This is a genomic window from Mesorhizobium silamurunense (genome assembly GCF_014843825.1).
Classification (GTDB): domain Bacteria; phylum Pseudomonadota; class Alphaproteobacteria; order Rhizobiales; family Rhizobiaceae; genus Mesorhizobium; species Mesorhizobium silamurunense.
This window is the reverse complement of the sequence record NZ_JHQR01000398.1, coordinates 1-11,753: the sequence shown is the minus strand read 5'-3', so window position 1 is coordinate 11,753 and position 11,753 is coordinate 1. Positions and strand designations below refer to the sequence as shown.

Annotated in this window: 13 protein-coding genes; 9 read left to right on the top strand and 4 right to left on the bottom strand. The window is 65.8% G+C overall.

All coding sequences use genetic code 11. The features are described 5' to 3' along the window. The 4 genes from DH10_RS34725 to DH10_RS34710 form a co-directional block, all read left to right on the top strand. Positions 1-827, top strand: an 827-nt coding sequence (locus tag DH10_RS34725) for an HPP family protein (protein WP_192385878.1), incomplete at its 5' end; no start/stop codon positions are given. 87 nt (positions 828-914) lie between these two features. Further along, positions 915-1,616, top strand: a complete 702-nt coding sequence (locus DH10_RS34720; RefSeq protein WP_192246283.1) for an RNA polymerase sigma factor — start codon at positions 915-917, stop codon at positions 1,614-1,616. 176 nt (positions 1,617-1,792) lie between these two features. Beyond that, the gene (locus DH10_RS34715) at positions 1,793-2,290 is read left to right on the top strand and encodes a DUF4142 domain-containing protein (protein WP_192385877.1); all 498 of its coding nucleotides are present in this window, start codon (positions 1,793-1,795) and stop codon (positions 2,288-2,290) included. Continuing rightward, entirely contained in the window at positions 2,287-2,601 is a 315-nt protein-coding gene (locus tag DH10_RS34710) for a cupredoxin domain-containing protein (protein WP_192246288.1), read from the top strand. Before DH10_RS34715 ends, DH10_RS34710 begins: the two co-directional genes overlap by 4 nt. Here DH10_RS34710 and DH10_RS34705 read toward each other — a convergent pair. Beyond that, the gene (locus DH10_RS34705) at positions 2,580-3,449 is read right to left on the bottom strand and encodes a crotonase/enoyl-CoA hydratase family protein (protein ID WP_192246290.1); all 870 of its coding nucleotides are present in this window, start codon (positions 3,447-3,449) and stop codon (positions 2,580-2,582) included. The two genes, DH10_RS34710 and DH10_RS34705, sit on opposite strands and share 22 nt — an antisense overlap. A gap of 84 nt (positions 3,450-3,533) precedes the next feature. Here DH10_RS34705 and DH10_RS34700 point away from each other — a divergent pair, with 84 nt between their 5' ends. Beyond that, positions 3,534-4,187: a TetR/AcrR family transcriptional regulator gene (locus DH10_RS34700; RefSeq protein ID WP_192246292.1), complete on the top strand. Its 654-nt coding sequence runs from the start codon at positions 3,534-3,536 to the stop codon at positions 4,185-4,187. Here DH10_RS34700 and DH10_RS34695 read toward each other — a convergent pair. From DH10_RS34695 to DH10_RS34685, 3 genes are all read right to left on the bottom strand, one after another. Then, entirely contained in the window at positions 4,090-4,989 is a 900-nt protein-coding gene (locus DH10_RS34695) for a LysR substrate-binding domain-containing protein (RefSeq protein ID WP_246505944.1), read from the bottom strand. The genes DH10_RS34700 and DH10_RS34695 overlap by 98 nt on opposite strands. A 98-nt stretch (positions 4,990-5,087) precedes the next feature. Further along, positions 5,088-6,209 (bottom strand): branched-chain amino acid ABC transporter substrate-binding protein, encoded by a 1,122-nt coding sequence (locus DH10_RS34690; protein ID WP_376774839.1) that lies wholly within the window; start codon positions 6,207-6,209, stop codon positions 5,088-5,090. Positions 6,210-6,257: 48 nt separating this feature from the next. Continuing rightward, entirely contained in the window at positions 6,258-7,580 is a 1,323-nt protein-coding gene (locus DH10_RS34685) for a serine hydroxymethyltransferase (protein WP_192385876.1), read from the bottom strand. A gap of 225 nt (positions 7,581-7,805) precedes the next feature. Here DH10_RS34685 and DH10_RS34680 point away from each other — a divergent pair, with 225 nt between their 5' ends. From DH10_RS34680 to DH10_RS34665, 4 genes are read left to right on the top strand one after another with little or no spacing between them, the layout of a single operon-like run. Next, on the top strand, positions 7,806-8,666 hold the full coding sequence (locus DH10_RS34680; RefSeq protein WP_192246294.1) for an FAD binding domain-containing protein: 861 nt from the start codon (positions 7,806-7,808) through the stop codon (positions 8,664-8,666). After that, complete coding sequence (locus DH10_RS34675; RefSeq protein ID WP_192246296.1) at positions 8,666-9,142, top strand: (2Fe-2S)-binding protein; 477 nt, start codon at positions 8,666-8,668, stop codon at positions 9,140-9,142. The genes DH10_RS34680 and DH10_RS34675 overlap by 1 nt, the downstream gene beginning before the upstream one ends. A gap of 1 nt (position 9,143) precedes the next feature. Further along, positions 9,144-11,417, top strand: a complete 2,274-nt coding sequence (locus tag DH10_RS34670) for a xanthine dehydrogenase family protein molybdopterin-binding subunit (protein WP_192246298.1) — start codon at positions 9,144-9,146, stop codon at positions 11,415-11,417. Further along, a complete protein-coding gene (locus DH10_RS34665; RefSeq protein WP_192246301.1) occupies positions 11,417-11,662 on the top strand; it encodes a MoaD/ThiS family protein in 246 nt (81 codons plus the stop codon). Before DH10_RS34670 ends, DH10_RS34665 begins: the two co-directional genes overlap by 1 nt. The last annotated feature ends 91 nt before the right edge of the window (positions 11,663-11,753 follow it).

Genomic DNA, 11,753 nt, shown 5'->3' with positions numbered 1-11,753 from the left:
CGGTGGCGCATTTCGTGCACAACCCGGTGATCGCCTCCGGGCTGGCGGTGGCGCTGGCGATCGCGGCCATGTCGTTCACGCGCTCGCTGCATCCGCCGGGCGGTGCCGCGGCGCTCACCGGCGTGCTCGGCGGACCGGCCGTGATCAGCGCCGGCTTCCTGTTTCCCTTCGTGCCCGTGGCGCTGAACTCAATCATATTGGTCACGCTCGGTTTCCTGTTCCACAAGCTGTCGCGGCGCAACTATCCGCATGTGCATGTGCCCATGGCCAACAGCCACGGCACCGCCGACCTACCGCCGGCGGGGCGGGTTGGCTTCCGGCCCGAGGATGTTGATGCCGCGCTTGCGGCGCTCGACGAAACCTTCGATATCGACCGCGACGACATCGAAAGACTGCTGCGCCAGGTCGAGCTGCAGGCGATGGTGCGCGCGCACCGCACGCTGCTCTGCCAGGACATCATGTCCCGCGACGTGATCTCGGTACCGGAGAACGCCACCGCCGAGGAGGCGCGCAAGCAGTTGCTCGACCACAATATCCGTACCTTGCCGGTGGTGGACGCCGAAGCGAAGCTGGTCGGCGCCGTCGGCCTGCGCGAGCTGACGAGAACGACCGACACGGTAAAGGGCGTGATGTCGAAGGCCGGCACGGCCTCGCCCGAGACGCCGGCGATGAGCCTGCTGCCAGTGCTGACCGACGGGCACAGCCACGCGGTGGTGATCGTCGATGCCGGGCGGCACATTCTCGGCCTGATCACCCAGACGGACCTGCTGGCCGCCGCCGCCCGCGCGCAGGCTGCAGACAGGCCGCAGCTGAAAGCTGTAGCATAGCGCCGGCTGGGTCCGGAAAGTCCGGGAACCTTTTGCCGGCAGGCGCGTCCAACTATCGGATGCAACGCCTGTCGGGAGATCGGGACGATGAGAAAGTCCGCACTGCAGGCCGCCGCGATTTCGGCGGACGCTATCGCCGGCGACATGGCGCTGGTGCGCCGCGCGCTTGCACGGGAAGCGGGTGCCTTCCGCTTGATCATCAAGACGCACAACCAGCGGCTCTACCGCATCGCGCGCGGCGTGGTGCGCAACGACGCCGAGGCCGAGGACGTCGTGCAGGAAGCCTATATGCGCGCCTTCGCCAGCCTCGACGCCTTTCGCGGCGACGCCTCCTTGGCAACCTGGCTCACGCGCATCGTCATCAACGAGGCGCTCGGCCGGCTGCGCAAGAAAAAGCGCATCGTGGCGATGCCTGAAAATCCGGAAGCGCAGATCATCCGGTTTCCCCTGAACCCAAGCGACTTGAACCCTGGCGACGATCCGGAGCGAACGATGGCGCAGCGGCAGATCCTCGGGCTTGTCGAACGGGCGACCGACAGCCTTCCCGATGTCTATCGCACCGTCTTCGTCGCCCGCGTCATCGAGGGCCTGAGCATCGAGGAGACGGCCGATCTGCTCGGCATCAGGCCGGAAACGGTAAAGACCAGGCTGCACCGGGCGCGTAGCTTGGTGCGCAAGGCGCTGGACGACGAGATCGGCCCGGTGCTGCTCGATGCCTTCCCCTTCGCCGGCCGCCGCTGCGAGCGGCTGACGCAGGCGGTGATGAAGAGGCTGGGGCTCGAGGGCTAAGGCGCTTCGTCTTCGGGCGCAACTGATCGAGGCAGAGGGGGGTGACGGAACTCGGCGTAGCAGTGCTCGCTCCACATTCGAATGTGAAAAATCGGGAACGTTTGGCCTCTCCCCGCATCCAATGGCCGTCAACCCTAGATGAGCCCGCTGCCGATACGCCGGGCAAAGGAGATGCCATGTTTATCCGACCGACCGCAGCACTCGCCGCCTTCCTCCTCGTCAGCGCCGCGCCGCTGGCTGAGGCCGCCGAAAAGCCCACCGACCCGCAGATCGCCCATATCGCCTACACGGCCGGCACGCTCGACATCGAGGCGGCCAAGCTGGCGATCAAGAAATCCAAGACCAAGGAGGTCGACCATGAGGCGGTGAACAAGCAGGCGCTTGATCTCGTGAAGAAGCTGAAGGTGACTCCGCAAGACAACGCCACCAGCCAGGCACTGACCAAGGCGGCGAAGGAGGAGCGCGCCAAGCTGGCGAAGCTCAAGGGCGCGGCCTTCGACAAGGCCTATATCGAAAACGAGGTGGCTTATCACAAGCAGGTCAACGGCGCGCTCGAAACGCTGCTCATCCCGTCGGCCAGCAATGCCGAGCTGAAGAGCCTGCTGGAAACGGGTCTCAAGATATTCCAGGGGCATGAGCAGCACGCCGAACATGTCGCCGGCATGCTGAAATGAGGGCGGGCCTGCTATCGCTCCCGGTCGCGCTGGCGCTGGCGCTCTTAGCTGCGCCGGCGCTCGCCGCCACGATCGAGGTGACGATCGACAAGCTGGTGTTCTCGCCGGCAAGCGTCGAGGCCAAGGTCGGCGACACGATCGAATGGACGAACAAGGACTTGATCGCCCACACCGCGACTGTGAAAGGCGGCTGGGAGGTGACGATCCCGCCGAAGTCGAAGGGCAAGGTCACGCTCAAGGAAGCGGGTGCGGTCGACTATTTCTGCCGCTTCCACCCCAACATGAAGGGTCACCTGGAGGTTTCGCCCTGAACCGTCGCCTGGCCAGGCAAGGCGCGCCGCGCGTTGCTCGGCCGGGCGATATGCCTCCACGAGCCGTCATAGACCGCTTCTCGCCGCTCGATCCAGGCGGCGAGCCCTTCGTTGAGATCTGCGGTCGGAGCCATGCGGGCGAACTGCTCGGCCTCGACCAGCAGGCCTTCGGCGATGCTGAGATTGATACCGCGCGCCACGGCGGTGAGGATACTGGCCACCGCCGCCCGTGAATGACGGACGATGCGGCTCGCGAGATCGAAGGCGGCCGGCATCAGCTCTTCATGCGGCACCAACCGGTTGACGAGGCCGAGCTCCAGCGCCCGCGCGGGCGAAAACGGATCGCCGGTCAGAAGCAGCTCCAGCGCTCGCTTGCGCCCGACCAGCCTCGGCAGGCGCTGTGTGCCGCCGAAGGTTGGCGGCATGGCGAGCTTGATTTCGGGCTTGGCGAACAGCGCCCGGTCGCTGGCGATCGCCAACGGCACCGCTTCGGTGATCTCGCAGCCGCCGCCGAAGGCAAGCCCGTTGACGGCGGCGATGACCGGCTTGCGATAGGATTCCAGCCGTGCCGTCAGCCGCTGGCCGCGCATGACGAAATCACGCAGCCCCACATCCGTGCCTTCGGCCACGCTTGCCGAGAACTCGTGGATGTCGGCGCCGGCCGAGAAGGCGCGCTCCCCTGCCCCGGTGAGGATGATTGCACGAACCGCATCATCGGTCTCTATACTGTCCAGGATCGCAAGCAGGCGGTCGATCAGGGCGTAATTCAGGGCATTGAGTTTTTCGGGGCGGTTCAACGTCAGCACCGCGACGCGGTCGCGGATCTCGCAAAGCACAAGCTCAGTCATGTCATTTTCCTTTCCGGCATGGAACTGCCCCAAGGGATCAGCTTTCAGCTTGTATGTATATTCACTAGTCGGTATACCTAACGGATGAGCGAAAAGGTCAATCACACCAGAAAGCGCCTCGTCGATGCGGCGGCAAAACTCTTCTATGCCGAAGGTATCGGCCGCGTCAGCGTCGATGCCGTGGCGGAAAAGGCGGGGCTGACCAAGCGCACGCTCTACTATCACTTCAAGAGCAAGGACGAGTTGATCACGGCCTATCTCGACAGCCGCGACCAGCCGAACCTCAAGCAAATGGCCGGCTGGTTCGAGGCCGCGGAAGGCGGCGCGGACAAGAAGGTCGTGGCGATCTTCACCCACCTGGCGCGCGTGGCGCGGCACGTCAAATGGAAGGGCTGCGGCTTCCTGCGCACGGCCGCCGAGCTCGCCGCGATGCCCGGCCATCCGGCGGTGAAGGCCGGCTCCCGCCATAAGAGCAACTTCGAGAAATGGCTGGCGGAGGCGCTTTCAAGCCATGGCGTGCGCGAGCCGAAGATGCTGGCGCGCGAGATCGTGCTTCTAATGGATGGCGCCTTTTCCAGCATGCTGATCCACCACGATCCGGACTACATCACGGCCGCCGGTCACGCCGCCGCGACGCTGGTCAAGGTGAGGATGGAAGTGGCGGCTGCGCCAGCAACCAGTCGACAATCTCGACGGCGTGGGCGGGTGGCCGGTCGGGCGCCAGGATCGACAGGCTGAGGCCGGACGGCACACGCCGCGGGAACGGCGCCACCAGCAAGCCGGCGGCTAAGGCGCGCGAAACCAGCGCCTCGTGCCCCATCAGCACGCCGGCGCCGTCGACCGCCGCCTGTAGCGCCATGCTGTAGAGCGAGAATTCGGAGCCGGTTTCGATCGGCGGCCCCTTCACGTCGGTCGCTTCGAACCACAGGCTCCAGTCGCTGGTCCAAGTCGTGTCCCACAAGAGAGGCTGCGAGGCGAGATCGGCCGGTGTCTTAAGCTGCCGGGCCAGCGCCGGCGCGCAAACCGGGAAGATGATATCGTCGCAGAGTTTGAAGGCACGGCTGCCGGGCGGCGCGTGCCGGGTGAAGAAAATGGCGAGGTCGAAGGGCTCGCGCCGAAAATCCGGCGGCTCTTCCAGCGCGTGGATGGAGGGGCGAAGCGCGGGATGCGCCGAGCGTAAGGCAGGCAGGCGGGGCGCCAGCCACAGCTGGGCGATCGAAGGCAGTGCTGCGATGCTAACCTGCGGCCTGGGCGCCGAAATGCGCAATTCCTGGACGGCGAGCCCCAAAGCGTCGAAGGCGGTGGAAAAGGAGGGTAGCGCCGAACGCCCAGCCTCGGTGAGGTGCAGGCCCTGCGCGTGGCGCACGAAGAGCGGCGAGCCTAGCCAAGCCTCCAGTGCCTTCACCTGATGCGACACAGCGGCAGGCGTCACGCCGAGTTCGTCCGCCGCCTTGGCGAAGCTTTCATGCCGTGCCGCCGCCTCAAAGGCCCGGAGGGCGTTGAGCGGCGGCATGCGGGGTCGCGGCGGATTGACGGCCATCTGCGGCTTTCCCAACGCCGCGACGCCAGCCATGGCGGCGCGGTATGCTTCGAGCGAAGAAGCGGCGGCAGCCTGCGTCCGCCTCCAGCGCCTCAAGTCTATTTGAGGGCCACCGGAGTCAGCTTGCCGTCGACCTTCCGCCACTCAAATACGACGAAGCCCGGCTGCTTGATATCCCCTTTGTCGTCATAGGAAATGGTGCCAAGCACTGTCGGGATAGCCGCTCCTGAATGGAGATAGTCGGACGCCGCTTTCGGGTCGTCGGCCTTGGCTCTGGCGATCGCCTCGGCGAGGATCTGGGTCGCGGCATAGGCATAGAGCGTGACGGCTTCGGTGGGCACATTCTTCGCCTTCAGGTCGGCCACCGCGTCTTTGGCCTCGGGAAAGGTCGCCGGATCGGGAAAGGACGTCATCAGCGTCCCGGCCGCGCCCTCGCCGGCGATGGCGCCGAACTCGCTGTTGGAAATGCCGTCGCCGCCCATCAGGATCGTCTTGACGCCCTGGTCGTGCATCTGACGCACGATGAGGCCGGCCTCTGTGTGCTGGCCGCCATAATAGACAAGGTCGACGCCCGACTCCTTGATCTTGGCGACAAGCGCGCTGTAGTCCTTCTCGCCCGGGTTGATCTCCTCGTGCAGCACTTCCTTGCCGCCGCCGGCATTGTAGGCCTTGGCCATCTCGTCGGCGAGGCCCTTGCCGGCCGTCGACTTGTCGTCGACAATCGCGACCTTCTTGTCCTCAAAACGCTCGAGCACGAATTTCGCGGCGATGATGCCCTGCTCGTCATCGCGGCCGCAGGCTCGGAAGGCATCCCACAGGCCGCGCTCCGTCACCATCGGGTTGGTGGCCCTGGGCGTGACGAAGAGCACGCCGTTCTCGGCATAGACCTCCGAGGCCGGAATGGTGACGCCGGAATTGTAGTGGCCGACGACATAGTGCACGCCGTCCGCGACGAACTTGTTGGCGACCGACACCCCCTGCTTCGGGTCGGAGACATCGTCGCCGACCGAGACGCTGAGTTTTTGGCCGAGCACACCGCCATTGGCATTGATGCGCTGGATCGCCGTCTCGACGCCGACGCGGTACTGCTCGCCATAGGCGGCGTTCGGCCCCGACATCGGCCCCGCGACGCCCAGCACGATATCCGCCCTGGCGACGCCGGCGGCGGCGGCCGTCATCAGAGCAGCAGTCATCAATCGCAGAATCATGCGCATGGTCATTCCCCTTGTTTTTGAAGAAGCGGGCTCCCTGCCCGCGGGTTCAGGCGCTCAGCTTACGAAATGAAGCTTCGTGAACCGGCGCCGGAATTCGCTGACATCCGCAGCCACTTCCTCCGCGGCATCGTTGCCGCGCAGCCCCCTGGCGATGAGGGCGGCAAGCTCGGGCATATCCTTCTCGGTCATGCCCCAGCGAACGATTTCCGGGGTACCGAGGCGCAAGCCGTTCATGTCGCCCTCGACCGCGCCGACCGGCAAGCCGATACCGCAAGCGAGGATATTGGCGCGCCGCAGCCGCTTCGCCGCCGCCTGCCCGCCGCCGAATTCGGCGGCTTCAATGGCGAACTGGTGCGAGGTGGTGTGGCCTTTCGCGGTCGAGAACACCGGCAGGCCGCGCTGCGCCAGCTCGCTTGCCAGCGTCTTGGCGGTGCCTGCCATGGCGGCGGCATAGGCGTGGCCATGCTCCTTCCAGTCGAGCAGCGTGATGGCGAGCGCCGCCGACTTTGCGGCGTCGAAATTCGCCGTCATGCCGGGAAAGGCGATGCGGTCGAGTTTTTCGGCGATGACGGCGTCATTGGTGACGATCAGACCCGAAGGCGGCCCGCCGAGGCTCTTGTAGGCGCTCATCGTCATCAGATGGGCGCCCTCCTCCAGCGGCTGCTGCCAGGCGTGGCCGGCGATCATGCCGCAAAGATGTGCCGCATCGAAGAGCACCAGCGCGCCGACCTCGTCGGCGATCGCCCTGATCTCGCTGATGGGATGCGGCAGGAGATTGAGGCTGCTGCCGATGGTGATCATCTTCGGCCTGACCTGCCGGGCAAGCGCGCGGAGCTTGTCCACATCGACCGTATAGCCGTCGGCATCGACGGGCGCGGAATGGATCTCCAGCCCGTACAGGCCGGCGCAGCCCGTCATATGATGCGTGACATGGCCGCCGATGGCCGGCGGCGGCGCGATGATGGCGTCGCCCGGCCGCGCCGCGGCCATGAAGGCATAGAGATTGGCGATGGCGCCGGACGGCACGCGGATTTCGGCATATTTCGCGCCGAAGACTTGCGCCGCGAGCTCGGCGGCGATGACCTCGATGCGCTCGACGCCCTCCAGCCCCATCTCGTATTTGTCGCCGGGGTAGCCGAGCGACGGGCGCGAGCCGAGCCCGGAAGCAAGCGCGGCCTCCGCCTTCGGGTTCATAACATTGGTCGCCGCATTGAGGTTGATGGCGTCGGCCTCGTGGATCTGCCTATTGAGCGCGATGCCTCCCTCTATCGCAGCGAGCACGGCGTCGCTCCCCTGTCCGCTTGCGGCCTTGGCCAGCGCCTGGATAAAATCCTCGCAATGCGCGGGAACCCAGGGCCTACGGGCAAGAGCGGTCATTGAAGCCTCCACATTGCCGGATGCGATGTCCGGATTAATTAGGGCATGGTGGAGGCTTGGCCGGCCGGGCGCAAACGAGTAGTTCTAGCGGCTAGGCTTAGAAAATTTAGGGGTAGGAATTAGGGCAATGCGCCTGACTTGGATGGTGCAATGCAGGAAGCGGATGGTCATTATAAGGAGACTCTTTATAACGGTCGATCTGATCATGACCACCAAGGGGAGACGATGCGCTACATACGTCCGCAATCAATGGAAGATGCCGTGGGCCTGCTGGCCGGCGCGGCCGGCCCGGCCGCCGTTCTCGCCGGAGGCAGCGACCTCCTGGTCAGGATGAAGGGCGGCTTCATCGAGCCAGAGCTGATCGTCGACATCAAGGCGATCGAGGGTTTAGGCGAAATCAAGGAGACGGCAGACGGCTTCAGCATCGGCGCCGCGGTGCCCTGCGCGGTGCTGGGCGAGAACGCGGCGCTGCAGAAGGCCTGGCCCGGCGTCGTCGAGGCGGCCAAGCTGATCGGCTCGAAGCAGGTGCAGGGACGCTGCACCATCGTCGGCAATCTCTGCAACGCCTCGCCGGCCGCCGACAGCGTGCCCGCGCTGGTCGCGGCCGGTGCCAAGGCAGTGGTAGCCGGGCCTTCGGGCAAGCGCACCATTGCTGTGGAAAGCGTGCCGACCGGACCGGGCAGGACGTCTCTCGCCAAGGGCGAGATCATCGAGGCGATCCTGCTCGACAAGCGCGCGCCAAATGCGGGCGATGCCTATCAGCGCTTCATTCCGCGCACCGAAATGGATATCGCGGTGGTCAGCGCCGGGGTGAACCTGACGCTCGATGACAAGGGCGTCGTCAAGTCGGCCCGCGTGGCGCTGGGCGCCGCGGCGCCGACGGTGCTGCTGGTCGAGGAGGCGGCGCAACTTCTCATCGGCTCGAAGCTCGACGAAGCGACGCTCGAGCGGCTCGCCAAGGTCTGCGCGGGCGCCTGCCGCCCGATCGACGACAAGCGCGGCTCCATCGAATTCAGACGGAAAGTTGCGGGCGTGCTGGCGAAACGTGTCGCCACCACCGCTTATGAGCGTGCAGGAGGCAAGTGATGGCCGGTGTAGCAGTTTCAACGACAATCAACGGCGATCACGTCGAGTACCTTTGCCAGCCGGACGAGACGCTGCTCGACGTGCTGCGTGACCGGCTCGGCCTTACGGGCGCCAAGGAAGGCTGCGGCACCGGCGACTGCGGCGCCTGCAGCGTCATCGTCGACAACCGGCTGGTGTGCTCCTGCCTGGTGCTGGGCGCGGAAGCCGAAGGCCGCCAGATCGAGACCATCGAAGGCATGGCTCATGGCGATCAATTGCATCCCCTGCAGCAGAAATTCCTCGAGCACGCGGCATTGCAATGCGGCATCTGCACGCCGGGTTTTTTGATCGCGGCAAAGGACCTTCTGGCGAAAAACCCCTCCCCGACCGAGGAGGAAATTCGCTTCGGTCTCGCGGGGAACCTCTGCCGCTGCACCGGCTATGACAAGATCGTGCGCGCCGTCCAGGACGCGGCAAACGTGATGAAGGGAGCCTGAGATGAATTTCGATCCGCGCTACTCGGGACGCAATTTCTCTTCCGTCGGCACGCGCCCCATCCGCCCCGACGGCGTCGACAAGGTGACGGGACGCGCCCGCTACGGCGCCGACTTCAACATGGCCGGACAGCTGGTCGGGCGCATCCTGCGCAGCCCGCATGCCCATGCGATCATCAAGAAGATCGACACCTCGAAGGCCGAAAAACTGGCCGGCGTGAAGGCGGTGATCACGGCGGCAGACCTGCCCGACCTCACCGACGGCGATGCCGCCATGTACGACATCCTCGACAACTGCATGGCGCGCACCAAGGCGCTCTATGACGGGCATGCGGTGGCCGCGGTCGCCGCGATCGACGCCCGCACCGCCAGGCAGGCGCTGAAGCTGATCGAGGTCGACTACGAGGTGCTGCCGCATGTGACCGATGTCGACGAGGCGATGAAGCATACGGCGCCCCTCATCAACGACGCCATCTTCACCGAGGGCCTCGAGGAAAAGCCGGTCAAGCCCTCCAACGTCTCCAAGCGCACGCAATACGGCCATGGCGATGTCCATCAGGGTTTTGCCCAGGCCGACACGATCGTCCAGCGCTCCTTCAAGACCGAGCAGACGCACCAGGGCTATATCGAGCCCCACGCCTGCGTGGCGAGCGTCAACCCCGACGGCACGGCGGACTTGTGGGTGTGCACGCAAGGCCATTTCGTCTACCGCCAGCACTGCGCCCAGTTGCTTGGGCTCGAAGCCTCGAAGCTGCGCGTCACCTCCTCCGAGATCGGCGGCGGCTTCGGCGGCAAGACCCATGTCTGGGCCGAGCCGGTGGCGCTCGCGCTGTCGCGCAAGGCAGGCCGGCCGGTGAAGCTCGTGATGACCCGCGACGAGGTGTTTCGCGCCTCGGGCCCGACCAGCGCCACCTCGATCGACGTCAAGATCGGCGCCAGGAAGGACGGCACGATCACCGCGGCGGAAGCGACGCTGCGCTACAGCTGCGGCCCCTATGCCGGCATGTGGGCCGAGATCGGCGCCATGACGGCGTTCGCCTGCTACAAGCTCGAGAACGTCAAGACCGTCGGCTACGAGGTGCTGGTCAACCGGCCGAAGACCGCGGCCTATCGCGCGCCCTCGGCGCCGATGGCGGCCTTCGCGGTGGAAAGCGCAGTCGACGAGCTCGCCAAGGAGATCGGCATCGACCCGGTCGACTTCCGCATCAAGAACGCGGCGCAGGAAGGCACGCGCGCCTCCTACGGCCCAGTCTACGGCCCGATCGGCATCGGCCCGACGCTTGAAGCGGTGAAGAACCATCCGCACATGAAGGCGCCGCTAAAAGCAAACCAGGGGCGCGGCATGGCCTGCGGCTTCTGGTTCAACTTCGGCGGCCAGACCTGCACCGATCTCAACATCGGCATGGACGGCACGGTGTCGCTCGCTGTCGGAACGGTGGATGTGGGCGGGTCCCGCGCCTCGCTGTCGCTGGTGGCGGCGGAGGAGCTCGGCATCGACTACAGCCATGTGAAGGCGATCGTCGCCGACACGTCGAGCCTTGGCTACAACGACATGACCGACGGCAGCCGCGGCACCTTCTCCTCCTCCATGGCGACCATCTCGGCCGCCCGCAACGCGATAAAAATCCTGCGCGAGCGCGCGGCGCAGATGTGGGACATTTCGGTCGACGACGTTGCCTGGGAAAAAGGCCATGCGGTCGCCAAGGGCGAGACGCACGGCAATCTCGGCAAACTGTCGCTGAAGGAGATCGCGGCGCAATCCGGCAAGACCGGCGGGCCGATCGCCGGCCACAGCGAGCTCGTCGCCGACGGCGCCGGCGTCTCCTTCGCCACCCATATCTGCGACATCGAGGTCGACCCCGAGACCGGCTCGACCAGGGTCATCCGCTACACGGTGGTGCAGGACGCCGGCAAGGCGGTGCACCCGACCTATGTCGAGGGCCAGTACCAGGGCGGTGCCGCGCAAGGCATCGGCTGGGCGCTCAACGAGGAGTATATCTACGGCAAGGACGGGCGGCTGCAGAATCCGGGCTTCCTCGACTACCGCATCCCGGTGTGCTCGGACCTGCCGATGATCGACACGCAGATCCTCGAGATCCCCAACCCCAACCACCCCTACGGGGTGCGCGGCGTCGGCGAGACCTCAATCGTGCCGCCGCTGGCGGCGATCGCCAACGCGGTGTCGAACGCGGTGGGCGTGCGCATGAGCCACATCCCGATGTCACCACCGCGGATTCTTGCGGCGCTCGAGGCCGAACGGGAGAGGTTTTCGCGCTAATGGTCGAAGTGACGCTCTGGGGCTCGCTTGGCGCTGCCGCCGGAGGCCAGAGCAAGCTCGACATCGAGGCCAAGGACATCAGGGAGCTGTTCCGGAAACTTTCGGAACAGTATCCCGCCTTCGAGCCCCTGATCGATCGCGGCATCGCGGTCGCGATCGACGGGACGATCTACCGCGATACCTGGTCGAAGGAACTGCCTGAGGGGGCGGAGATTTTTCTGTTGCCGAGATTGGCGGGGGGGTGAGGCTGGGAGCCGCCGCCGCGGTCGCCTGGCATCAAGGTCCCCAACGTCGTGTATGGGCCGGCGAACGAACCCGCTGCGCGGGATGGGCGCG